This is a genomic window from Streptomyces sp. CY-1 (assembly GCF_047218265.1).
GTDB classification, from domain to species: domain Bacteria; phylum Actinomycetota; class Actinomycetes; order Streptomycetales; family Streptomycetaceae; genus Streptomyces; species Streptomyces niphimycinicus.
On sequence record NZ_CP178393.1, the window covers coordinates 7033914 to 7058822 of the forward strand.

The window sequence follows — 24909 nt, forward strand, 5'->3', positions numbered from 1 at the left end:
CGGTGAGGTGACATCCGGTCCTCGTGGTGACGGACCTCCCGGCGTGCCGGGGTCTGTCTTACGATGGCCGTTGCGGCGGGGCCTGCGCCCCTTGACAATGCCGCGCCAGCGCACCCCGACCGTGCCAGGCCCGACCGGCAAGGAGCCAGCCTACGTGTCCGTCCTCAACAAGCTCATGCGTGCAGGCGAAGGAAAGATCCTGCGCAAGCTGCACCGCATCGCGGACCAGGTCAATTCCATCGAAGAGGACTTCCTGTCCCTCTCCGACGCCGAGCTGCGCGCCCTCACCGACGAGTACAAGCAGCGGTACGCCGACGGTGAGAGCCTCGACGACCTGATGCCCGAAGCGTTCGCCACGGTGCGCGAGGCGGCCAAGCGGGTGCTCGGCCAGCGCCACTACGACGTCCAGCTCATGGGCGGCGCGGCGCTGCACCTCGGGTATGTCGCCGAGATGAAGACCGGTGAGGGCAAGACCCTGGTCGGCACCCTCCCGGCGTATCTGAACGCGCTGTCGGACAAGGGCGTCCACCTCATCACGGTCAACGACTACCTGGCCGAGCGCGACTCCGAGTGGATGGGCCGGGTGCACCGGTTCCTCGGCCTCGAGGTCGGCTGCATCCTCGCCAACATGACCCCGGCGCAGCGCCGTGAGCAGTACGCGTGCGACATCACCTACGGCACCAACAACGAGTTCGGCTTCGACTATCTGCGCGACAACATGGCGTGGTCGCAGGACGAGCTGGTGCAGCGCGGCCACAACTTCGCGATCGTCGACGAGGTCGACTCGATCCTGGTGGACGAGGCCCGTACGCCGCTGATCATCTCCGGCCCGGCCGACCAGGCCACCAAGTGGTACGGCGACTTCGCCAAGCTGGTCACCCGGCTCAGCAGGGGCCAGGCGGCCGAGCCGCAGAAGGGCGTGGAGGAGACCGGGGACTACGAGGTCGACGAGAAGAAGCGCACCGTCGGCATCCATGAGTCCGGTGTCACCAAGGTCGAGGACTGGCTGGGGATCGACAACCTCTACGAGTCGGTCAACACCCCGCTGGTCGGCTACCTCAACAACGCGATCAAGGCCAAGGAGCTCTTCAAGAAGGACAAGGACTACGTCGTCATGGACGGCGAAGTCATGATCGTCGACGAGCACACCGGCCGTATCCTCGCGGGCCGCCGCTACAACGAGGGCATGCACCAGGCCATCGAGGCGAAGGAAGCGGTGGAGATCAAGGACGAGAACCAGACGCTCGCCACGATCACCCTTCAGAACTTCTTCCGCCTCTACGACAAGCTCTCCGGCATGACCGGTACGGCGATGACCGAGGCCGCCGAGTTCCACCAGATCTACAAGCTCGGCGTGGTCCCGATCCCGACCCACCGCCCGCTCGCCCGGATCGACCAGTCCGACCTGATCTACCGCACCGAGGTCGCGAAGTTCGACGCGGTGGTCGACGACATCGCCGAGAAGCACACCAAGGGCCAGCCGGTCCTGGTCGGCACCACCTCCGTGGAGAAGTCCGAGTACCTCTCCCAGCAGCTCGCCAAGCGCGGGGTGCCGCATGAGGTGCTCAACGCCAAGCAGCACGACCGGGAGGCGACGATCGTCGCCCAGGCCGGCCGTAAGGGCGCCGTGACGGTCGCGACCAACATGGCCGGCCGTGGTACGGACATCAAGCTCGGCGGCAACCCCGACGACCTCGCCGAGGCCGAGCTGCGCCAGCGCGGTCTGGACCCGGTGGAGCACTCCGAGGAGTGGGCCGCCGCGCTGCCCGCCGCCCTGGAGAAGGCCGAGGCCGCGGTCAAGGCCGAGTTCGAGGAGGTCAAGGAGCTCGGCGGGCTGTATGTGCTGGGCACCGAGCGCCATGAGTCGCGCCGGATCGACAACCAGCTCCGCGGCCGCTCCGGCCGTCAGGGCGACCCCGGCGAGTCCCGCTTCTACCTCTCGCTCGGCGACGATCTGATGCGGCTGTTCAAGGCGCAGATGGTCGAGCGCGTCATGGCGATGGCGAACGTCCCGGACGACGTCCCGATCGAGAACAAGATGGTCACGCGGGCCATCGCCTCCGCCCAGTCGCAGGTCGAGCAGCAGAACTTCGAGACCCGTAAGAACGTCCTGAAGTACGACGAGGTCCTGAACCGGCAGCGTGAGGTCATCTACGGCGAGCGCCGCCGCGTCCTGGAGGGCGAGGACCTCAAGGACCAGGTCGGCCACTTCATGGACGACACCATCGAAGCCTATGTGCGGGCCGAGACGGTCGAGGGCTTCGCCGAGGAATGGGACATGGACCGGCTGTGGAGCGCCTTCAAGCAGCTCTACCCGGTCAGCACGACGATCGAGGAGCTGGAGGACACGGCCGGGGACCGCGCCGGGATCACCGCCGAGTTCCTCGAAGAGACCATCAGGGACGACATCCACCAGCAGTACGAAGCGCGTGAGGAGCAGCTCGGCTCCGAGATCATGCGTGAGCTGGAGCGGCGGGTCGTGCTCTCCGTCCTGGACCGCAAGTGGCGCGAGCACCTCTACGAGATGGACTACCTCCAGGAGGGCATCGGGCTGCGCGCGATGGCCCAGAAGGACCCGCTGGTCGAGTACCAGCGTGAGGGCTTCGACATGTTCCAGGCCATGATGGAGGGCATCAAGGAGGAGTCCGTCGGCTACCTGTTCAACCTGGAGGTCCAGGTCGAGCAGCAGGTCGAGGAGGTTCCGGTCGAGGCGGCGGATGAGAAGGTCGCCCTCGCGAAGGATGTGGAGGACGCCGCGGTGCCGGCGGGCGCGTCGGCCGCGCCGGGTGCGGGTTCCTCGGGCCGCCCCGAGATCCGGGCCAAGGGCCTGGAGGCCCCGCAGCGGCCGGACCGGCTGCACTTCTCCGCTCCGACGGTGGACGGTGAGGGCGGTGTCGTCGAGGGCGACTTCCCCAATGGTGAGACGCCGCCGGCGCCTCGGTCGGAGGCGGATGGGTTGACGCGGGCGGAGCGGCGTAAGGCGCAGAAGGGGCGGCGCCGCAAGAAGTAGTCCGGCGGGGCTTTGGTTGACGGGCCGGGGTGCCGCGCGAGAGCGCGGCGCCCCGGCCCGTTCGCGTTGTGGGTGTGGCTGTAGGTGTGGCTGTGGGCCTGTGGGCCTGTGGGCCTGTGGGTGTCCGGTGGATCTTTCCCCTACCCGCCCCTTCCCACAACCGGGGCCAGGCCCCGGCCCCCGCCGGGGCTCCGCCCCTGGACCCCGCTCCTCAATCGCCGGAGGGGCTGGGTTGGCTCCCTGTCCCTTTCCTGAAACCGGGGCTTGGCTTCTCAAGCGCGGGAGGGGCTGGGTTGGTTCCCCGTCTCTTCCCTGAAACCGGGGCTTGGCTTCTCAAGCGCGGGAGGGGCTGGGTTGGTTCCCCGTCTCTTCCCTGAAACCGGGGCTTGGCTTCTCAAGCGCGGGAGGGGCTGGGTTGGTTCCCCGTCTCTTCCCTGAAACCGGGGCTTGGCTTCTCAAGCGCGGGAGGGGCTGGGTTGGTTCCCCGTCCCTTTCCTGAAACCGGGGCTTGGCTTCTCAAGCGCGGGAGGGGCTGGGTTGGTTCCCCGTCCCTTCCCCGAAACCGGGGCTTGGCTCCTCAAGCGCCGGTGGGGCTGGGTTGGCTCCTCGCTCCTCCGTGACACCGGGATCTGGCGCCCCGGCGCCGGAGGGGCTGGAATGGCTCCCCGCCCCTCCCCGAAACCGGGGCTTCGGAGGCGCTGCGGATCATGCGGTGGAGCCGCATCGATGCTGCGGGAAGTGGTGACGCAGGGAGCAGTTTGCCGCAGGTGTCACGATCCGTCGGGCACCATCTGGGCGAGTGGGCCGAGGTCGATGGCGGCGCAGCGCCAGCGGGCGTCGGCGCCGAGTTCCAGCCGGAACGCGAGCGCGCTGAGCCGGTCTCCGGAGGCGATTCGGGCGAACGCCTCGATGACCCCGTGCCGGGGCTGGTACTCGCCACAGCGCCGTACGACGGGCGCTGTGGCACGTCCTGCGGCGGGGCGCAGCGGGGCGTGCGGGGCGAGTTCGATCAGCCGGTCGTAGGCGGCCGGGAGGGCGTGCCCGAGGAGGGTGTGGACGGGGCGCTGACCGCTGAGGGTGAGCACCAGCCGGTTGGCGAACCAGTAGCGCGCAACCGGTCCCGCTGCCGACACGCCGCGGCGGCGGCCGCACTGCGCGATACGGCCGCGGCGCGGGTGACGGTGAGGGGCGTGGACGTTGTGGGGGGTGTGGTGGCGGTTGTGTTGTGCGGGGTGGGTGGTGTGGTGGGGGGTGCTGCTGTTGTGGGGGTGGTGCGGGGGCGGCGGGGGTCCTTGCGGGTCGGGGGGCCGCTTCGGCCTGGTCCGCTGCCGCCGCGTCGTCGTACGCCCTCCCCGGTCGTCGTGGCCCGATCCGTCGCCCGGACGCCCTCGCGCATGCTTCTCGCCCCGTTCCTCTCCGGCCCGGCCGAATACCGGGCGGTAGCTTTCGTCCGAGAGTCTTCTACCGGGGGGTTTTCGGCCTCCGCAATGAAGGCCGTCGCTGGTCGCGGTCGACGCCGCGGTTCACCTATTCGGGGCATGCGGGCGGTCATCGGCCCTGGTCGCGGGGGCGGGCGGGGCTTGTTCCGGGCTTTGTGCGGTGCCCTGGCGCCGCGTCCTCCGAAAGGGGACCACCGGGCCTTGGGAGAAGGCTCGGGCCAGGGGACGGGCGACCGTATGCTGAGAGCCTATTGGTCTCTGATGAAAGCGGCAGACATGCGCGTCTACGTCCCCCTGACCCTCTCCGCTCTCGCCGAGGCGCACAAGGAGGGCCAACTGGGGCCGACGCCGTTGACGGCCTATGCGGTCACCCCCGCGCTCCGCGAGTGGTACGTGTCGGACGACATCGAGGAGCTGGAGTACGCGGCGCTGAGCCGGGCCGCGCAGGCGTCGCTGCGGCTGCTCGCGGTCGACCCGCGCGCGCCCCGCCGTCGGGTCGTGGTGGCCGTGGATGTGCCCGACGGGCAGGCCGTCGCCGATCCGGACCGGGGGCTGGACCAGTCCGCGCTCGGCGAGGTGCGGATCAAGGCCGCCGTACCGCTGGCCAAGGCCGCCGCCGTGCATCTGGACGCCGATGACGCCGAGCGCGACATCGCCGCGGCCGCCGACGCGCTGGGCGCGGCGGACCTCGGTGACGACGACGCGCAGTTCACCGTGGACGGCGCCGAGGATCATGAGCTGCTCTGGTACGCCACCCAGGAGATCCCCAATCTCATCGAGTGATGCCCGCTGTCGGACCCGGCAGGTACGGTCGTGGAATGGGGAAGAACCACGTGACGCACCTCGTCTGGGACTGGAACGGCACGCTGCTCCACGACATCGACGCCGTGATCTCGGCGACGAACGCGTCGTTCGGGGAGATCGGCCTGCCGCCGATCACCCTCGAGCGCTATCGCGACCTGTACTGCGTCCCGGTCCCGCGCTTCTATGAGCGGCTGATGGGGCGGCTGCCCACCGACGAGGAGTGGGCGGTCATGGACGAGGCATTCCACCGGCACTACTGGGCGCTGGCCGAGAGCGCCGGGCTGGCGATCGGCGCCCGGCAGTTGCTCGTCGAGTGGCAGGAGGCGGGTCTCACCCAGTCGTTGTGCTCACTGGCCCCGCATGAGCATCTGGTCCCGCTGGTGCGGACGCATGGCATCGAGCGCCATTTCGTCCGGGTGGACGGCCGTGTCGGCGAGAGCAACACCGGCAAGGCCGAGCAGATGATGCGCCATATCACCGAGCTCGAAGGGGTGCCCCCGCAGCGGATGGTGGTGATCGGGGACGCCGTGGACGACGCGGTGGCGGCACGCCATGTGGGGGCGCGGGCCGTGCTCTACACGGGCGGTTCGCACAGCCGGGCCAGTCTGGAGGCGGCCGGGGTGCCGGTCGTGGATACGCTCGAGGAGGCCGTACGGGAGGCCGAGCGCATGGCCGACGAGTAGTACGAGTAGTAGAGCAGTAGGCCGGGGCGGCCCGTTCTGGGCTCCTCGGGGCCCGTCCTGGGCTTCCTCGGCGTCCGTCTCGTGCTTCGCCACCCCGTGCGCCCCCTCTTGCCTCCCTACGCGGTCCCACCACCCCTCACACCACCGGCGCCTTCGTCCGCAGCACCGCCAGGAACTCCCGCATCCACGCCGGATGGTCCGGCCACGCCCGTGAGGAGACCAGCGAGCCGTCCACCACGACCTCCGCGTCCTGGTACTCCGCCCCCGCCGCCTGCATATCCGGCTCCAGCGCCGGATACGCGGTGACCCGCCGCCCGCTCAGGCCGCCCACGGCCGCCGTCAGCAGCGGGCCGTGGCAGATCTGCGCCACCGGCTTGTCGGCGTCGAAGAACGCCTTGCAGATCTTGCGCAGCTCGGGGTCGTTGCGCAGATACTCCGGGGCCCGGCCGCCCGGGATCACGAGGGCTCCGTATTGACCTGGGTCGACCTCGGAGAAGGCGAGGTCGGCGGGGAGCGTATAGCCCGGCTTCTCGGTGTAGGTGTCGAAGCCCTCCTCGAAGTCATGGACCACGAGGCGCAGCGTCTTGCGGGTCGGGGCCGCGATATGGACCTCGTACCCCTCCTCGCGCAGCCGCTGGTAGGGGTAGAGCACCTCCAGCGATTCGGCCGCGTCGCCGGTCACCAGAAGGATCTTCGCAGTCATGCCATTCGTGCCACCCATGCCGCCCACCTCCGCCTTCATCTCCACGCTTACCACCGTCTGACTACCACCGTCCCGATCACGGTGCATCCGCGTCGGCGCGTTGCCAAGAGGGCCTCGGAGGACACAACCAGAGGACGCAGGAGGGCCCCGGAGAACGCGGGCCGCACATCATCGGTTCGCGCGCGCCCGTGGTCGCTGTCCATTTCGTCAAACTTCAGGGCTCGGTTTTGTACACGAACGGCTCATGACGACCCCCTGGGGAGGAGCGATAGCCTTACTGCGTGATCAGCGCGATAGTCCGTGAGGGCAACGAGGCCCTCGCTCCGCGCCCGGCGCCCCACCGGCCCCGGGCCCGAGCCGCCGCTGACCCGTGGCGCGTGGGTTCTTGGTCACTTACGGCCCAGTACACCCCGGCCATTCCCCGATCCGGCATACCGTCGTCAACGACCGGATTTTTCGCGTCGCGGCGTCATGCCACCGCCATCGATGTCACGCAACGGCGCGCGACAGGAGCCAGAGGACATGCAGACCAAGCTGGACGAAGCCAAGGCCGAGTTGCTCGAACGGGCCGCCCGGGTCGCTGAGAACAGCCCTGCCGGGGGAAAACCGGTTCAGGGCCCAGGACCGGAGACCCTGACCGCATACCTCCAGCACTACTACCTGCACACGCCTCCGGAGGACCTCGCCGACCGCGACCCGGTCGACGTCTTCGGGGCGGCGCTCTCCCACTACCGGCTCGCCGAGGTGCGTCCGCAGGGCACGGCGAACGTCCGGGTGCACACCCCGACCGTCGAGGAGCACGGCTGGACGTGCAGCCACTCGGTGGTCGAGGTGGTCACCGACGATATGCCGTTCCTGGTCGACTCGGTCACCAATGAGCTCACCCGCCAGGGGCGCGGCATCCATGTCGTGATCCACCCGCAGGTGATCGTGCGCCGTGACATCACCGGCAAGCTGATCGAGCTGCTCGATGTCTCCCCGGAGGGCCCGGCCAGGAAGAAGCTCCCGCATGACGCGGTCGTGGAGTCCTGGATCCATGTCGAGACCGACCGCGAGACCGACCGCGGCGATCTGAAGCAGATCACCGCCGATCTTCTGCGCGTCCTGTCCGATGTCCGCGAGGCGGTCGAGGACTGGGAGAAGATGCGCGAGTCCGCGCTGCGCATCGCCGAGGGCCTGCCGGATGAGCCCAAGGCCGCCGAGGTCCGTGAGGAGGAGGTCGAGGAGGCCCGTGAGCTGCTGCGCTGGCTCGCCGACGACCACTTCACCTTCATCGGTTTCCGCGAGTACGAGCTGACGCAGGTCCCCACCGAGGCCGGTGGCGAGGAGGACGTGCTGACCGCGGTGCCCGGCACGGGCCTGGGCATCCTCCGCTCCGATCCGCAGCACAAGGACAGCGACGAGAGCACCCACGGGGGCCCGGGGTCGCCGTCCTTCAACCGGCTTCCGGCCGACGCCCGCGCCAAGGCGCGTGAGCGCAAGCTGCTGGTGCTGACCAAGGCGAACAGCCGCGCCACCGTCCACCGCCCCTCGTATCTCGACTACATCGGCGTGAAGAAGTTCGACGCCGAGGGCAATGTGATCGGCGAGCGCCGCTTCCTGGGGCTGTTCTCCTCCGCCGCGTACACCGAGTCGGTGCGCCGGGTCCCGGTCATCCGCCGCAAGGTGGTCGAGGTGCTCGCGGGCGCGGGCTTCGCGCCCAACAGCCACGACGGCCGGGATCTGCTCCAGATCCTGGAGACGTATCCGCGCGATGAGCTGTTCCAGACCCCGGTCGACCAGCTCCGCTCGATCGTCACCAGCGTGCTCTACCTCCAGGAGCGCCGCCGGCTGCGGCTGTTCCTCCGCCAGGACGAGTACGGGCGTTACTACTCCGCGCTGGTCTATCTGCCGCGTGATCGTTTCACCACCGATGTGCGGCTGCGGCTGACCGACATCCTGCTGGAGGAGCTGAGCGGCCGCCCGCCGGTCGACTTCACCGCCCTGCACACCGAATCGGTGCTCTCGCGGCTGCACTTCGTGGTCCGCCTCCAGCCCGGCACCGAGCTGCCCGACCTCACCGACGCCGATGTGGAGCGGATCGAGAGCCGGCTGATCGAGGCCGCCCGCTCCTGGGCCGACGGCTTCGCCGAGGCGCTGGTCTCCGAGGTCGGCGAGGAGCGCGCGGCCGAGCTGCTGCGCCGCTATCAGCACGCCTTCCCCGAGGGGTACAAGGCGGACCACACCCCGCGCGGCGCCGTGGCCGACCTCCAGCATCTGGAGCGGCTGAAGGACCGGGGCAAGGAATTCGGGCTCAGCCTCTACGAGCCGGTGGGCGCGGCCCATGCCGAGCGTCGCTTCAAGATCTACCGGGCCGGGGCCCAGATCTCGCTGTCCGCGGTGCTCCCGGTGCTCAACACCCTCGGTGTCGAGGTGGTCGACGAGCGCCCGTACGAGCTGCGCTGCTCGGACAAGACCACCGCCTGGGTCTACGACTTCGGGCTGCGGCTGCCCCTGCGCGAGGGCGAGGCGCTGGCCGACGACGCCCGTGAGCGCTTCCAGAACGCGTTCGCCGCGGTGTGGACCGGCCAGGCCGAGAGCGACAACTTCAACCAGTTGGTGCTGGGCGCCGGGCTGGACTGGCGGCAGGCGATGGTGCTGCGGGCCTACGCCAAGTATCTGCGGCAGGCCGGCTCCACCTTCAGCCAGTCGTACATGGAGGACACCCTCCGCAACAATGTGCACACCACCCGGCTGCTGGTCTCCCTCTTCGAGGCGCGGATGTCGCCGGAGCGGCAGCGGGCGGGCCTGGAGCTGACCGACGCCCTGCTGGAGGAGCTGGACGCGGCGCTGGACCAGGTGGCCTCGCTGGACGAGGACCGCATCCTGCGCTCGTTCCTCACCCTGATCAAGGCCACCCTCCGCACCAATCACTTCCAGAAGAACGGGGACGGCAAGCCCCACGACTATCTGTCGATCAAGCTGGACCCGCAGGCCGTGCCCGATCTGCCCGCGCCCCGCCCGGCGTACGAGATCTGGGTGTACTCGCCGCGGGTCGAGGGTGTGCATCTGCGGTTCGGCAAGGTCGCCCGCGGCGGCCTGCGCTGGTCCGACCGGCGTGAGGACTTCCGTACCGAGATCCTCGGCCTGGTCAAGGCGCAGATGGTGAAGAACACCGTCATCGTGCCGGTGGGCGCCAAGGGTGGCTTCGTCGGCAAGCGGCTGCCGGATCCGTCCGTCGACCGCGACGCCTGGATGGCCGAGGGCATCGCCTGCTACAAGACCTTCATCTCCGGTCTGCTCGACATCACCGACAACCTGGTCGCGGGCCAGGTCGAGCCGCCCAAGGACGTGGTCCGCCACGACGGGGACGACACCTATCTCGTCGTCGCCGCCGACAAGGGCACCGCGACCTTCTCCGACATCGCCAACGACGTGGCCCAGTCGTACGGCTTCTGGCTCGGGGACGCCTTCGCCTCCGGCGGCTCCGCCGGATACGACCACAAGGGCATGGGCATCACCGCCCGCGGTGCCTGGGAGTCGGTCAAGCGCCACTTCCGTGAGCTGGGCCATGACACCCAGACCCAGGACTTCACGGTCGTGGGCGTCGGCGACATGTCCGGCGATGTGTTCGGCAACGGCATGCTGCTGAGCGAGAACATCCGGCTGATCGCCGCCTTCGACCACCGGCATATCTTCCTGGACCCCAACCCGGACGCGGCCACCTCCTACGCCGAGCGCCGCCGCCTGTTCGAGCTGCCGCGCTCCTCGTGGGAGGACTACGACACCGAGCTGCTGTCGCCGGGCGGCGGCATCCACCCCCGTACGGCCAAGGCCATCCCGATCACCCCGCAGGTGCGGGCCGCGCTCGGCATCGAGAAGCGGGTCGCCAAGATGACCCCGGCCGATCTGATGAAGACGATCCTCAAGGCCCCGGTCGACCTGCTGTGGAACGGCGGCATCGGCACCTATGTCAAGGCGTCCACCGAATCCCACGGCGATGTCGGCGACAAGGCCAATGACGCGATCCGGGTGGACGGCCAGGATCTGCGGGTCAAGGTCGTCGGCGAGGGCGGCAACCTGGGTCTGACCCAGTTGGGCCGGATCGAGTTCGCCGCCAAGGGCGGCCGGATCAACACCGACGCGATCGACAACAGCGCCGGGGTGGACACCTCCGACCACGAGGTGAACATCAAGATCCTGCTCAACGCCCTGGTCACCGAGGGCGACCTCACCCTCAAGCAGCGCAACAAGCTGCTCGCCGAGATGACCGACGAGGTCGGCGCGCTGGTGCTGCGCAACAACTACGCGCAGAACGTGGCCCTGGCCAACTCCGTCGTCCAGGCCCCCAGCCTGCTCCACGCCCACCAGCGGCTGATGCGCCGCCTGGGCCGGGAGGGGCGGCTGGACCGGGCGCTGGAGTTCCTGCCCACCGACCGCCAGATCCGCGAGCGGCTCTCCGCCGGGCGCGGTCTGAGCCAGCCCGAGCTGGCCGTGCTGCTCGCCTACGTCAAGATCACGGTGGCCGATGAGCTGATCACCACCGGGCTGCCCGACGACCCGTATCTCCAGCGGCTGCTGCACGCCTACTTCCCGCAGGCGCTGCGGCAGCGGTTCCCCGAGTACATCGACGGCCATGCCCTGCGGCGCGAGATCATCACCACGGTGCTGGTCAACGACACGCTCAACACCGCCGGTACGACCTTCCTGCACCGGATGCGGGAGGAGAGCGGGGCCTCCACCGAGGAGGTCGTGCGCGCCCAGACCGCGGCCCGCGCGATCTTCGAGCTGAACCAGGTGTGGGACGAGGTCGAGGCGCTGGACACGGTCGTCGACGCCGAAATCCAGACCAGGATGCGGCTGCACTCGCGGCGGCTGGTCGAGCGCGGCACCCGCTGGCTGCTCAACAACCGGCCGCAGCCGCTGGAGCTCGCCGAGACCATCGACTTCTTCGGCGAGCGGGTCGCCGCGGTCCGGGCGCAGTTGCCCAAGCTGCTGCGCGGCTCCGACATCGAGTGGTACCAGCGGATCTACGACGAGATCACGGCGGCGGGCGTCCCGGAGGACCTGGCCACCCGGGTGGCGGGCTTCTCCTCGGCCTTCCCGACGCTGGACATCGTCGCCATCGCGGACCGCACCGGCAAGGAGCCGCTGGCGGTCGCCGAGGTCTACTACGACCTGGCCGACCGGCTGCGGATCAGCCAGCTCATGGACCGGATCATCGAGCTGCCGCGCGCCGACCGGTGGCAGTCCATGGCCCGGGTCTCCATCCGCGAGGACCTGTACGCGGCCCAGGCCGCCCTGACCTCCGATGTGCTGTCGGTGGGCAACGGCGGCTCCACGCCCGAGCAGCGCTTCAAGGCGTGGGAGGAGAAGAACGCCGCGATCCTTCAGCGTGCGCGCACCACGCTCGATGAGATCCAGTCCTCGGAGACCTTCGACCTGGCCAATCTGTCGGTCGCGATGCGGACGATGCGAACGCTGCTGCGCACGCATAGCTGATCCTCCACCGAGCTGACACCGCGCCGCCCGGGGCTCCGCGCCCCGGGCGGCGAGGTGCGTTCGGGCCATGACCCCGCGGCGGCGCACGGCCCATGCGCCGCACCTGTCCACGGCACCTGTCCACGGCATCGGGCCCACGGCATCGGGCCCACGGCATCGGGCCAGGGCCCGGGTGCCTGGAGGGCGCGGCGCCCGCGACGCCGTACCTGCGTGAAGCGCGGCGGCGCGCCAACGTGGAGGGGGAAGGCCGCGGGAGGAGGATGTGGCAGCTCCGGCGCCCCCGGCGGACTTTCATGTCCGTCGGGGGCGTTTGTCACCCGCTTGGGCGTCCGTCCAACGACTGAGCGGGCATACCGGGACGAACCCACCTAGCGTGGGTGGTCAGTGAGTGCTTCGCACCTCGAACCGCCGTCGCGTCCCGAGGAGCCTTATGCCCCGCTTCACCATCGTCATCGCCGCCTATCGCGTCCAGGGCTATCTGAGCGCCTGCCTGGATTCCGTGCTGACGCAGTCGTGTCAGGACGTGGAGGTGGTCGCCGTCGACGACCGTTCACCGGACCACTGCGGCGCGATCATCGACGCGTACGCGGCGCGCGACAGCCGGGTCGTGCCCGTGCACCAGCGGGTCAACTCCGGGCCGGGCCGGGCCCGTAACGCCGGTGTCGAGCGGGCCCGCGGGGACTATCTGCTCTTCCTGGACGGGGACGACACCCTCGCCCCGGGCACCCTCCAGGGCCTCGCCGACCGGCTCGCCCTCACCCATGACCCGGAGATCCTCTACTTCAACCATGTGCGCACCTACTGGTCGGAGCGCCGGGCCCCCAGCCTCTTCGGGGAGCTGCTGGCCTCGGCGGGCACCGATGTCTTCTCCGTCGTCGAACGCCCGGAATTCCTGCGGCTGTTCGCGATGTCGTCCAACCGCGTCTACCGCCGGGATTTCTACACCCGCCATGGCTTCGCGTTCAGCGAGGGTATTTACGAGGACGCCCTGCTCTCGTACAAGACGATGCTCACCGCGCGGCGAATAGCCTGTGTCGATCTGGTGGGCCTGGAATACCGGCAGCGGCGGGTCGGGGCCAGTACCGGAAGCCCCGGCGAGAAGCATTTCGTCATCTTCCAGCAGTACGCCCGGCTCTTCGACTTCCTCGACGACCACCCGCATCTGGACCCTTTGCGTCCGCTGCTCTTCGAACGGGCCGTCTCGCATTTCCTGTTCTGCCTGGACCGGACGTCCCGGGTGGCGACGGCGGACCGGCCGCGCTTCTTCGGACGGGCCGCCGCGTGGTACCGCGGCCGGCTGCCCGCCGGGTTCACCCCGCCGGTCGAGGGCCGGTGGCGCTTCGAGGCGCTGGCGTCCGGCTCCTTCCTCCGCTACCGGGAGCGCGAACTGGGCGTACGGGCGGCGGCCGGGGCCCGCAAGCTGCGCCGGACCGTCCGGCCACCCCTGGCCGCACGCGCCAAGCGGGGCCTGTACCGGCTGCACCGGCAGCGCCCGGTCGACCCCCATCTGGCCGTCTACTCCGCGTACTGGGGCCGTGGGGTGCTGTGCAATCCGGGGGCGATCTACTACAAGGCGCGGGAACTGGCGCCGGAGATCCACGGGGTGTGGGCGGTCAAGCAGTCGGAGATCGAGTCCCTCCCCGAAGGCGTCGACTACGTCGTCACCGGCACCCGCGACTTCTACCGCACGGTGGCCCGCGCCAAATACCTCATCAACAATGTCAACTTCCCCAATGAGGTGGTGAAACGGCCGGACACGGTGCATCTCCAGACCTTCCATGGCACCCCGCTCAAATGCATGGGACTGGATCAGCAGCGCTATCCGGCCGCCGCGGGCGGGATGAGTTTCGGCAATCTGCTGAAGCGCATCGACCGCTGGGACGTCGCCCTCTCCGCCAATCCGCACTCCAGCCAGATCTGGGAGCGGGTCTACCCCGCCGCGTACCGGCTGCTGGAATACGGATATCCGCGCAATGACGTCTTCTTCACGGCATCGGAGGAGGACATCGCACGGATCCGCGGGGAGTTGGGCATCCCGGCCGGGAACACCGCCCTCCTCTACGCGCCCACCCTCCGCGACTACCAGAAGGGGTTCACCCCCCGGCTGGACCTGGAGCGGCTCAGCCGCGAACTCGGCCCGCAGACCACGCTGCTGGTGCGGGCCCACTACTCCTACCGGCCGCAGGACCATCTGTCCCGGCTCCAGGAGGCCGGGCTGGTGATCGACGTCTCCGGCCACCCGTCGGCGGAGCAACTGTGCCTGGCGGCGGACGCGCTGATCACCGACTACTCGTCGATGATGTTCGACTACGCGCTGCTGGACCGCCCCATCGTCATCTACGCCGACGACTGGGACATCTACCGGTCCTCCCGCGGGGTCTACTTCGACCTCCTCTCGGGATCCCCCGGCGAGACCCCGGGAGCCGTCGCCCGCACCGAGCGGCAACTGGCCGAGGTCTTCCGCGAGGGCCGCTGGTGCGACGCGGACGCGACCGCGCTGCGCACCGCCTTCCGGGCCCGCTTCTGCCCGTTCGACGACGGCCACGCGGCCGAACGCGTCGTACGGACCCTGATGCTGGGCCAGGACGATGCGGCGCTCCCTCTCGCGCCCGCGCCGCGGACCCGGCCCCTGCCGGCCGGTGGCGACAGCGCCCCGGCGGGGCCGCGCGGCGGCGTCCTCACCGCCGAGTGACCCCGACGCCCGAACCCCCGCCCCCGACGCCCGACGCCCGAACCCCCGACGCCCGACCCCGACCCCCGACCCGTCGAGAGCCCGGAGTCAGGAGGCCGTCATGCCCGCCGTATCCCGACCTCGCGTCAGTGTGATCATCCCCGCCTACAACGCTCTGCCGGAGCTGACCCGCGCCGTCACCTCCGCGATGGACCAGACCCTGGGCCCGGACCGGGTCGAGATCATCGCGGTGGACGACGGCTCGACCGACGGCACCGGCGAGGAGCTGGAGCGGCTCGCCCGCATCTGCTCCGCGCTGCGCGTCATCCACCAGGAGAACTCCGGCTGCGCGGGCATCCCCCGCAACGCCGGACTGGACCAGGCCCGGGGCGACTTCGTCTTCTTCCTCGACTCCGACGACTATCTGGGGCCGGACGCGCTGCGCCGCATGGTCGCCATGGCCGACGCCCACGGCACCGACATCGTGCTGGGCAAGATCGCCTCCGTGGGGGGACGGGCCGTGCCCCGGGCGGTCTTCCAGCACAATCAGGCCCGTACCGACGTCTTCTCCTCCCACGCCTATCTGACCCTGGGCCCGTGGAAGCTGTTCCGCCGCTCCCTCATCGAGCGGCTGCGTCTGCGCTTCCCGCCCTACCGCAACTGCGAGGACAAGCCGTTCACCGCCGCCGCCTACCTCAACGCCTCCGGTATCTCGGTGGTGGCCGACTACGACTGCTACTACGTCCGCTACCGCGAGAACCGCAACAACCTCACCCTCACCGCCGCCGATCTCGCCCACCGCATGGACGGCACCCGGCTGTGCTTCGAGACCGTGGCCCGCTATCTGGAACCGGGCCCGCGCCGGGACCAGATCATGCGCCGCCATGTGGAGTGGGAGCTGTGCGGTCCGCTGCGCGCCCTGCTGCCGCGCGAGAGCGAACAGGAGGCGCGGGAGCGGTTCTTCCCGGAGTTCCGGCACTGGGCGAGGACCTGGGTGAGCGACGCCCTCTTCCAGCGGCTCGACGCCCCCGACCGGCTGCTGATCCAACTGCTGCGTGCCGACCGCTTCGACGAGGTGCTGACCGTGGCCCGGAACGCGGGGCGGGACGGGCGGCGCGGCCATCTCGTCGACAAGGGCCGGGTCTACTGGCTCCATCCGTACTTCCGGGACCATGCCGCCGCCGTCCCCGACGTCTGCTTCGACGTCACCGACCGGCTGCCGGTCCAGCACCACCTGGAGGCGGCGAGCTGGCACGGCGGGACGCTGCGGCTGGCCGGCCACGCCTATATCGAGGACGTCGACGCCCTGGACCCGGCCACCGAGATCGTGCTGCGCAAGTACCGGGCCGACCGCCCCGAGGTGCGGGTGCCCACCACACCGTGCCTGTCCGCCAACCCGCTGCCCGGGGAGGGGCGGCGGTACGAGATGGCGGGCTTCACCGCCGAGATCGACCCGGCCACCGCCGATGGCGGGGCCCCGCTGGAACGGGGATTGTGGAACATCTACCTGGACGTCCGCGCCCAGGGCGTCAGCCGTACGGTGCGGTTCGGCAACCGCCGCGAGGGCGGTGAGGTCACCCATCCCTCCCGGCGCCGCGTCACCACGCCCCAGGGGGCGGAGGTGGTGGTGCCGTACTACACCCCGTACGGCAATCTCTCGCTCGACGTCGGCGAGGTCGCCCATCCCTACGACCCGCCCTGCCAGGTGCTCCGGACCCTCTGGCGCACCCGGAGCACCCTGCTGGTCGGCGGACGGCTGACCGAGGAGGCCGCGCGGGACGGCGGGACGCTGCTGCTGCGCGCCGAGGGCGGCACGGGCACGGTGCACGAGGTGCCGGTGCGCTGTGAGCCCGGCGGGCCCACGTCCGTCTTCACCGCCCGGCTGCCGGTCGGCAGGCTGGGCACCGGCCGCTGGACGCTGTCGCTGATCATGGACGGCCCGGGGGAGGACGCGGCGCGCCGCTCCGCGGTGGTGCCGTACTTCGACCGGCTGGCCGCGACCCGCTGGCTGCGCTTCGGCTGCCGTCCGTACTACGCCAAGCCGGTGGCTCTGGGCCCGGCCCGGGCCCTGGTCCTGGAGGTGGCTCCGATCAAGGTCGCCACGGGGGTGCGGCGGCGGCTGCGGGGGTGAGCGGGGTCGTCATGGTGCGTGACCACCGCAGCCGGGAGGGAGGTCATGGTGCGTCACCACGGCAGCCGGTTGCGTACGGCGGCGAGCAGCCGGACCGGCGCCACCCGCAGCTCCAGCGTCACCTCGCCGCGCCCCATCAGCGGCTTGGCGTAGTACGGACGGCCGCGGCGCACCCAGCGGGCGCCGGGCAGCCGGGCGGGCGGCGGCACCGGCGCGGCGGGCGCGGGGTGCCCCGGCGCCTGGTCGCCCGGGCCGATGACGGCGAGCGTCACCGTCCACCGGCCGCGGCCCAGGTCCCGTACCGGCAGCCGGGCGGTGAAGGCGCCCGCCGGATGCCCCGCGGCGAACCGCACCGGATGGTCGAAGACCCGTCCGTCGGCATGCTCGGCGCGCAGCCGCAGCAGCCGCCCGCGCGCCGGGGTGCCGGGCGGCAGCAGCCGTCCGGCGACGACCAGGGTGCCCTTGTCCGACGGATGCCATACGGCCTCGGTCACCTCGCAGGGCGCGCCGCGCGGGGCCGGGCCGATGTCGAGGGAGAGATTGCGGTACGGGCTGGTGAAGTACGGCGTGACCCGGGCGCGCAGCCCGGGCCCGGCGGCCACCACCCGGCGCGCGGTGCCGATGTCGAGGGTGTCGTCATGGCGGTTGCCGAACCGTACGGTGCGGCTGATGCCCTCGGCGCGGACGTCGAGGAAGACGTCCCAGACGCCGGGGCGCAGCGGTGCGCCGCCGTCGGCCGCGGCGATGTTCACATCCGCCGCGAACTCCGCGGGGTCGTCCTCCGCCATGGCCACCGCCGGGATCCGCACCTCGTCAAGTGCCTCGCGGCGGCGCAGCACCAGCTCGGCGCGGTCCTCCTCGGGGTCGGTCTCCAGCCCGTCGATGGCCGCCCGGCCGCGCACCCGCAGGGTGCTGCGGCCGTGCCAGGCGGCGCCCGCGAGATGGTGGCGGACCGGCAGCCGGTCGGTGACGTCGAAGCAGGCGTCGGGGATCTCGGCGTCGGGGTCGCGGAAGAAGGGGTGGAGCCAGTAGACGCTGCCCTTCTCGACGAGATGGCCGCACCGGGCGTCGCGTTTGGCGTTGCGCACGACGGACAGCAGATCCTCGAAGCGGCCGGTGCGCAGCAGATGGACCATCAGCCGCTCGGGGGCGGTGAGGGTGGGGAAGAGCGTGTCGGAGCAGTGGGCCAGCGCCCATCGGCGCAGTTCGGGCAGGAACCGCTGGCGGGCCTCGGTCTCGTCCTCGCGCGGCAGGGCGCGCAGCGCCGGGCACAGCTCCCGGCGGATGTGGTGGAGCATGACGGCGTCGCGGCGGCTGCCGGGCCGGGTGTGCCGGGCGGCGGTCTCGAACAGCGGCCGCATGGCGTCCACGCGGTCGGCGAGACCCGCGGCGGTGCGGCCCGGGCCCGGGCCCAGGTGGTAGCAGTCGTAGTCGGCGACGACGGAGATCCCGGAGGCGTTGAGATAGGCGGCCGCGGTGAACGGCTTGCCCTCGCCGTGGTGGAGGTGGGCGGGGAAGCGCAGCCGCAGCCGTTCGATCAGGGAGCGGCGGAAGAGCTTGCAGGGCTCCAGGGTGGCGTAGGCGTGGGAGCTGTGGGCGTCGGTGCGCAGTTGGTTGTGGCGGAAGACCGCCTTGGGGACGCCGCGTCCGTCCGGGGAGACCATCTTGCCCAGGACCACATCGGTGCCGTTCTGGTCGGCCATCGCGACCATGCGGCGCAGCGCGTCGGGTGCCAGCCGGGCGTCGGCGTCCAGGAAGAAGACGAAGTCGCCCCGGGCGCGGGCCAGTCCGGTGTTGCGGGGGCCGCCGGCGCCGCCGCGGCAGGGGTGGGGGTTGCGGACGACATGGAGCGAGGGGCAGCCGGCGGCGAGCCGGTCCAGCTCCTCAGCGGTGCCGTCGGCCGAGCCGTCGTCGACGGCGATGATGTCGAGTCGGCTGAGCCCGAGGGTCTGCTCCATGGCGGAGGTGACGGCCCGGGTGATCCCGGGCATGGCGTCACGGGCGGGGACGATCACGCTGACACGGGGAGGCGGGCCGGGGCGGTGATTGCGCGGCATGCTGGCTCCGGAGGGTGTGCGGGGGGCTCAGGAGGCGTGTGCGGGGGGCTCCTGGGGACGGGGCCTGGGGTGGAAGCTCATGGTGAGGGCCTGGGGTGAGGTCCGGGTGTGGGATGTGCTGCTACGGGGTGACGTACATGTGGGGTGTCGTACGTGTGGGGTGTCGTGCCTGTGGGTGATGTACCTGTGGGGGCGTACCTATGGGGTGTTGTCGAGCGATCGGATGACGTACCTGTGGGATGTCTTGTTATCGGATGACGGACCAGCGTCCGGCGCCGGGGGGTGGGGCCGTGTGGAGGTCACGCAGCCGGACGACCGTCTCGCCCTTCTCGGCGAGCGCGTCGACGGCGTCGGTGAAGCGCTGGATGGACGGTGGGGTGCTGGGGCCGAGCAGAAACTCCTTCACCTCGTGGCGGGCGGTGCGCAGCTCGTCGAGGCACGGGTCGAAGAGCTTGCGCAGGAGGTCCTGCATGCCGGATGCCCCGGGACCGAGCAGATAGGCCGCCCTGGCCACGACGTTCCGCCGGCGGAATTCCTCCTCGCCGAGCCCCGCCGGAACGGTGAGCGCGTACGGCTTGAGGGTGGCGAGGAAGTCGCCGACCACGTCGGAGAGATCGCCGATCAGCAGATCGGCCTGGTCGAAGCAGGAGTGGAGGGTGGGCAGGTCCCCCTCGATCACCTGGTGGAGCCAGGGCGGTGAGGCCGCCCAGTGGGCCTGGTGCCACTGCCTGCGCAGCCCCTCGGCCTCGGTGAGCAGGGCCGGATCGGGTGCGGCGCGGTCCCGCGTGAGCATGGCCTCGTCGGCGTCCGCCCGGCGCAGCCGCGCGTCCAGCGCGGCGATGCGCTTGGTCAGTTCGGCGCGGCGGCGGGCGTCCTCGGTGCGCTGCGCCTCGGCGTCCTCGGGCGCCTCGCCGAGGGCGTCGGCGGTGCGCCGCTCGTTCGCGGCGTGGATCAGGGCGACGATGCGGCGGTGGGCGGCGCGGGCCTCGGGGGTGCGGTGGCCGGTGGGGGGATGCGGCCGGTAGAGCACGCGGAGGGGGCGTTCGCTGTCCAGCAGCGCCCGTACGAGCGACTCGCCTGCCGTGTCCTGCTCGCCCGCCGCGCCTGGCTCACCCGCCGCGCCGTCCCGGGTGGGCGCGTACAGCACGGTGGGCAGGGGCGCGGGGGTGTGGCCGGTCCGGTCCACGCGCAGTCCGTCGAGCTGGGGGCGGCCGATCTCCACGATGTCGGCGTCCTCGACGCCGACCGCGGCCTGGACATGGCGCCTGCGTCCCGCCTCGCCCGCCACCCACACCTGGTCGTAGACCTTGCTGTACGGATCGACGGCGGCGGCCTCGTCGCCGTCGCCGCCGGGGGCCAGGAAGACGTGCTGCATGGTGGGGATCCGCAGGAGATGGATGTTCCGGCCGGTGTTGGCGGGGTAGAGCGCGACCCGCACCCCGCCCAGGTCCAACTGCGACAGATGCGCGGCGCTCGGCACGCACAGTACCGGTAGCGGGGTCGGCTCCAGGGCCTCAAGCAGCTCCCGTTCGCGCACGATGACCAGGGACGGGGTGGGCAGTGCGGCCACCGGCCCCAGCCATCGGGTGAGCTGGTCGGCGCGGTCGCGCGGACCGGAGAAGTACAGCACCGTGCGCGGGCGGCGCTGGATCAGCCAGGCGTCGACCTCGGCCAGCACCTGGGCGGCGCCGGGCAGCCGGCGGATGGCCCGGACGAGGTACGGAACCAGCGCCACGACCGTGATCAGGCAGGATCCGGCGGCCAGGGTGAGCGCCGCCACCACCCAGCGGGCGTCGCCGGTCAGCAGCGACGCGGTCAGCCCGAGCAGGGCCGACAGCTCGTAGACCAGCATCCGCTGACCGGGCCATTCGGTGAGCCTGCGGGGCGGCCGGTCGCTGATGTCCAGTCGGCGCAGATCGATGTTGCGGGCCGCGACCGCGAGGGCGCGGCGCCGCCGGATCAGCGTGATGAGCGCGGCGTGCAGGGCCTGCCCGGCCAGCAGGCAGAGCACCAGCGTCATGGCCGCGGCCAGCCCGATGGGGCCGGTGACATGGAGTCGGCCGAGCAGGAGGAGCAGCAGGACGCAGCGGATCTCGAAGCGGGACGTGGCACCCATGTGCAGCCGCCCCAGACGGGCCATCAGCCCCGGTTCGGTGCGGTCCAGCAGCAGCTCACAGCCGCAGCCCACCAGCCCCGCCACGGCGAAAACCCCTCCGGCCCCGGTGAGCGCGGCCACCGCCAGGGTCACCAGACACCCGGTCAGCGCGGCGAAGGCCACGAGACCGCGGGGGTTTTCGATACCGAGGCGGTTCATGACGCGTGCCCTTCGCGGCGGATGTGTCGTCCTGACTGCACACTGTAGGCGAATAGTCGTATTTATGCCTTTTGTTGTCATGCGGGGTGGATGAGGGTGAAGGCGAGGGTAAGGGTGCGGAAGCGCGACGGGATCTCCGCGCCGACGGCGATCGTGCTCCCGATGGCCGTCATGCTGGGGCTGGGGTTGTGGGGCCTGGACCGGGGCACGATGTGGCGGGGCAGATCGGGGAGCGCCGGGATATGGCCGCGCGCCGTGTGGTGCGACAGACCGCGCCCGGTCCGCTCCCGCGCCGGGCGGCGCGGCAGCGGACCTGTACAGAAGAGCGGACCCCCTCGGGAGAGCCCGGTCTGGCGCTTGTGGTGATCGCCCCGCGTGACGGCCTCGCCGCGTACGCACCGGATCCGGAGCCCGCCCAGCCGCTGCTCGCCTCCGGGACACCCCATCTCTATGCGGGAGTCATCGAGGCGACGGGAGTGGTGGGGCCGCTGGTGGTGCCGGGCATGACGCCCTGTGCGGGCTGTGCCGCGGCGGGCCGTGCCGAGCGGGAGCCCGTCTGGCCGCGGATGCTCGCGCAGTGGCGGTCCGGGCGGCGGCGGACCGCCCCGGCCTGCGACGCGGCGCTGGCGATGGTGGTGGCGGGGCTCACCGCGGTGCAGGCGCTGGCCTTCCTCGACGGCCGGCCTTCCGGGGGCGCGGGGGTCCGGTGGGAGTTGGCGCTTCCCTCCCTCGTCTGGGAGGCGCGTCCGGTCGTAGCACATCCCGGCTGCGGCTGCGGAGCGGCCGGGGAGGAGGATGCCGTATATGCCTCGGCCGCAGAGGCACCGCACGCGACAATGTCCGGGTGACCCACGTCCGTGGAGTGGGCGACGGGGGCCCGGGGGCCACCCTCCGGGATGGCACGGCTGTAGTTGGAGGGGCGCATGACCGATCTGCCGCGCAAGGCGATCACCCGTACCGCCAAACTGGCGGCGCTGCCCTTGGGATTCGCGGGGCGCGCCACGTGGGGGCTCGGGAAGCGGATAGGGGGACGGCCGGCGGAGATGGTCGCGCGCGAGGTACAGCAGCGCACCGCCGAGCAGATGTTCAAGGTCCTCGGTGAGCTCAAGGGCGGGGCCATGAAGCTCGGGCAGGCCATGTCGGTCTTCGAGTCGGCGCTGCCCGAGGAGATAGCCAGGCCCTACCGGGCGGCCCTGACCAAGCTCCAGGAAGCGGCCCCTCCCATGCCCAGCCGCACGGTCCACGCGGCGCTGGAGGAGCGGCTGGGCCCGGACTGGCCGGAGCTGTTCCAGGAGTTCGAGGACAAGCCGGCGGCGGCCGCCTCGATCGGGCAGGTGCATCGGGCGGTCTGGCACGACGGGCGTGTGGTGGCGGTCAAGGTGCAGTACCCGGGGGCGGGCGAGGCGCTGCTGTCCGACCTCAACCAACTGAGCCGGTTCGCCCGGGTGCTGGGGCCGCTGGTGCCGGGGCTGGACATCAAGCCGCTGATCGCGGAGTTGCGCGAGCGGGTCGCCGAGGAGCTGGACTACGAACTGGAGGCGGCGTCTCAGCGGGCCCATGCGGAGGAGTACGCCCAGGACGCGGAGATCGTGGTGCCCGAGGTGGTGCACCAGAGCGATCAGATACTGATCACCGAATGGCTGGAGGGGATACCGCTCTCCGAGGTGATAGCCGACGGCACTCAGGAGGAGCGGGACCGCGCCGGGCAACTGCTGGCCCGCTTTCTGTTCTCGGGGGCGTCCCGCACCGGGCTGCTGCACGCCGATCCGCATCCGGGAAACTTCCGGCTGCTGACCGGTGACGCCCCGGACGGACCGCCGGAGCGGTGGAAGCTGGGGGTGCTGGACTTCGGCTCGGTGAACCGGCTCCCGGAAGGGCTTCCGGAGCCCATCGGCATCGCACTGCGCATGGCGCTCCAGGGCGATGCCATGGGGGTCTATGAGCTGATGCGCGGGGAGGGCTTCGTCAAGCCGACCATTGAGATGGACCCGGACGACCTGCTGGACTTTCTGCTGCCGATGCTCGAACCGGCCCAGGTCGACGCGTTCGTCTTCGACCGGCAGTGGCTGCGCAGCCAGGCGGCCCGGATGGCCGACCGTCACTCCCCCGTCTATGAGCTGGGCAATCAGCTCAATCTGCCGCCCGCCTATCTGCTGATCCACCGGGTGACCCTGAGCACCATCGGGGTGCTGTGCCAGTTGGGCGCCACGGTGCGGCTGAGGGATGAACTCGAGGCATGGGTCCCCGGCTTCGCCCAGGACCCGGAGTCCGAGGCCGCGGAGACCTCGGCCTGAGCCCGCGCGCCGCCCGGCGGCCGGGCCTCTGCCGTCGAGCCTCTGCCGTCGGGCGGTGCCGCCCCGGAGCGTGGGCCCTTCGGGGTAGCCAAAGGGCCGGTCCGATCGGACCGGCCCTCTGTGGTCACGCGACGGGTCGGCGTAGGACCCGTCAGTGTGTGTTGATGTCAGCCCCGGCTCCGGCCGGTGCCGCACCCGGTGGTCACTGCATGAGCGCCATGGCCAGGGCGCGGCGGGCGCGGAGCGAGGCACGCTCCGCGCGGCGCTGCATCCGGCGGGCGGCGGCGAGTCGAGCGGCGGGCCGTTCGGACTCTGCCTCCTGAAGCCGGTCGTGCATATGCGCACGCGCCAGGGCTTCTTGGATGAGTTGCATCTCTCGGTTCCTGTTCTGGCGCGACTCGGGCGCGCCGGAGGTTTCGGGTGCTGGGGTGTCGGAGACCGGTGGGGTCATCGTCGGGACCTGCTTCATGGGGTCGTGCGTCGCTGGGCGATCGATGGTGCCGGTGGTGCTCATGCCGCAACCGGGTTCTTGCGCGGGCGGCCACGCGGCCGCTTGCGGGCCACCACCACGCCCTGGACGAAGAGCTCCCCGCCCCAGACGCCCCACGGCTCGCGACGGTCCTTGGCACCGGCGAGGCATGCCTCACGCAGCGGACAGGTCTGGCACAGCGACTTCGCGTACTCGACGTCGGCCGGGGACTCGGCGAAGAAGACCTCCGGGTCGTACGAACGGCACGGAACGGCTACACCCAGGTTCTCGATGGCCTCATCGAGTTCGGTGAGGGCGGTGAGCGGGGTCAAGGAGTCCTCCGAGGAGTCAGGCGGTCGGTTCAGGTCGGTCGATGCGGACGGGGCGTGTGCGTTGAGTTGCACGGTGTGTGGTCCTCGTCTCTTTGGTCCGGCTGGTGGCCGGGCTCTGGCAAATCAAAAGGGCCGCGGATCCCGGTGTGGGTTCCGCGGCCCTGGAAGGTGCCGACCTGATCCTGGATCAGGCTGGATAACTCCAGGGTTCGAGCCTGCGGAAGGCCCACGTCTTGTGGTGCTGCTGCTGCGTCCGGGATTCGGCACCATTGGCCGCAAAGGCATAGGCCATTGCCTGTGCCACTGCCGTTACCGCAGGTGCCTGGATCGGTCGCTCACTGAGGCGCGCCTCATCGACGCCGGGCATACCGGTGCCAGGAAGCGCGGAGCCGAGCAGGCAGGTGGCGACGACCGATCGATCGGCCTTTTTGATGGTGTTGATGAAGCTGATCACTGGTCTTCGCCTCCTCTCGGCGTCTCAGGGACCGATCGAAACCAGTCCGGGTGTTCAGTACAACACG

15 protein-coding genes are annotated in these 24909 nt (G+C 70.9%); 8 read left to right on the forward strand and 7 right to left on the reverse strand.

Annotation, left to right across the window (positions count from 1 at the left end):
- The first annotated feature begins 154 nt into the window (after positions 1-154).
- Positions 155-3010, forward strand: coding sequence for a preprotein translocase subunit SecA (gene secA, locus ACK1X7_RS30280; RefSeq protein ID WP_385153332.1), 2856 nt, complete (start codon positions 155-157; stop codon positions 3008-3010).
- 770 nt (positions 3011-3780) lie between these two features.
- On the opposite strand, the gene ACK1X7_RS30285 is transcribed toward secA, so the two are convergent.
- Positions 3781-4143 (reverse strand): Rv3235 family protein, encoded by a 363-nt coding sequence (locus tag ACK1X7_RS30285; protein WP_413115880.1) that lies wholly within the window; start codon positions 4141-4143, stop codon positions 3781-3783.
- A 582-nt stretch (positions 4144-4725) separates the two neighbouring features.
- On the opposite strand from ACK1X7_RS30285, the gene ACK1X7_RS30290 reads away from it, so the two are divergent.
- On the forward strand, positions 4726-5232 hold the full coding sequence (locus tag ACK1X7_RS30290) for a DUF6912 family protein (protein WP_216345104.1): 507 nt from the start codon (positions 4726-4728) through the stop codon (positions 5230-5232).
- Between the two features lie 35 nt (positions 5233-5267).
- Positions 5268-5936, forward strand: coding sequence for an HAD family hydrolase (locus ACK1X7_RS30295; protein WP_216345098.1), 669 nt, complete (start codon positions 5268-5270; stop codon positions 5934-5936).
- 136 nt (positions 5937-6072) lie between these two features.
- Here ACK1X7_RS30295 and ACK1X7_RS30300 read toward each other — a convergent pair whose 3' ends face one another.
- Complete coding sequence (locus tag ACK1X7_RS30300; protein ID WP_043241320.1) at positions 6073-6639, reverse strand: DJ-1/PfpI family protein; 567 nt, start codon at positions 6637-6639, stop codon at positions 6073-6075.
- Between the two features lie 522 nt (positions 6640-7161).
- Between ACK1X7_RS30300 and ACK1X7_RS30305 the strand changes: the two genes are divergently transcribed.
- The 3 genes from ACK1X7_RS30305 to ACK1X7_RS30315 all read left to right on the forward strand — a co-directional run bounded on the left by ACK1X7_RS30305 (position 7162) and on the right by ACK1X7_RS30315 (position 16922).
- Positions 7162-12120, forward strand: a complete 4959-nt coding sequence (locus tag ACK1X7_RS30305) for an NAD-glutamate dehydrogenase (protein WP_385151069.1) — start codon at positions 7162-7164, stop codon at positions 12118-12120.
- Between the two features lie 430 nt (positions 12121-12550).
- Positions 12551-14812 (forward strand): bifunctional glycosyltransferase/CDP-glycerol:glycerophosphate glycerophosphotransferase, encoded by a 2262-nt coding sequence (locus tag ACK1X7_RS30310; RefSeq protein WP_390794960.1) that lies wholly within the window; start codon positions 12551-12553, stop codon positions 14810-14812.
- Between the two features lie 100 nt (positions 14813-14912).
- Positions 14913-16922, forward strand: a complete 2010-nt coding sequence (locus ACK1X7_RS30315) for a glycosyltransferase family 2 protein (RefSeq protein ID WP_385151063.1) — start codon at positions 14913-14915, stop codon at positions 16920-16922.
- A 53-nt stretch (positions 16923-16975) separates the two neighbouring features.
- On the opposite strand, the gene ACK1X7_RS30320 is transcribed toward ACK1X7_RS30315, so the two are convergent.
- Both ACK1X7_RS30320 and ACK1X7_RS30325 read right to left on the reverse strand, forming a co-directional pair.
- Entirely contained in the window at positions 16976-18979 is a 2004-nt protein-coding gene (locus ACK1X7_RS30320; RefSeq protein WP_390794959.1) for a glycosyltransferase, read from the reverse strand.
- Between the two features lie 247 nt (positions 18980-19226).
- A complete protein-coding gene (locus ACK1X7_RS30325; protein WP_413115881.1) occupies positions 19227-21293 on the reverse strand; it encodes a hypothetical protein in 2067 nt (688 codons plus the stop codon).
- A gap of 242 nt (positions 21294-21535) precedes the next feature.
- On the opposite strand from ACK1X7_RS30325, the gene ACK1X7_RS30330 reads away from it, so the two are divergent.
- Complete coding sequence (locus ACK1X7_RS30330) at positions 21536-22141, forward strand: TOMM precursor leader peptide-binding protein (protein WP_413115882.1); 606 nt, start codon at positions 21536-21538, stop codon at positions 22139-22141.
- 75 nt (positions 22142-22216) lie between these two features.
- Positions 22217-23587, forward strand: coding sequence for an ABC1 kinase family protein (locus ACK1X7_RS30335; RefSeq protein ID WP_385141264.1), 1371 nt, complete (start codon positions 22217-22219; stop codon positions 23585-23587).
- Positions 23588-23789: 202 nt separating this feature from the next.
- Here ACK1X7_RS30335 and ACK1X7_RS30340 read toward each other — a convergent pair whose 3' ends face one another.
- From ACK1X7_RS30340 to ACK1X7_RS30350, 3 genes are all read right to left on the reverse strand, one after another.
- A complete protein-coding gene (locus ACK1X7_RS30340; protein WP_014054760.1) occupies positions 23790-24101 on the reverse strand; it encodes a hypothetical protein in 312 nt (103 codons plus the stop codon).
- Positions 24098-24460, reverse strand: a complete 363-nt coding sequence (locus ACK1X7_RS30345; protein ID WP_020868576.1) for a WhiB family transcriptional regulator — start codon at positions 24458-24460, stop codon at positions 24098-24100. The genes ACK1X7_RS30340 and ACK1X7_RS30345 overlap by 4 nt, the downstream gene beginning before the upstream one ends.
- Before the next feature lie 115 nt (positions 24461-24575).
- Positions 24576-24842: a hypothetical protein gene (locus tag ACK1X7_RS30350; protein WP_390792049.1), complete on the reverse strand. Its 267-nt coding sequence runs from the start codon at positions 24840-24842 to the stop codon at positions 24576-24578.
- Positions 24843-24909 lie beyond the last annotated feature (67 nt).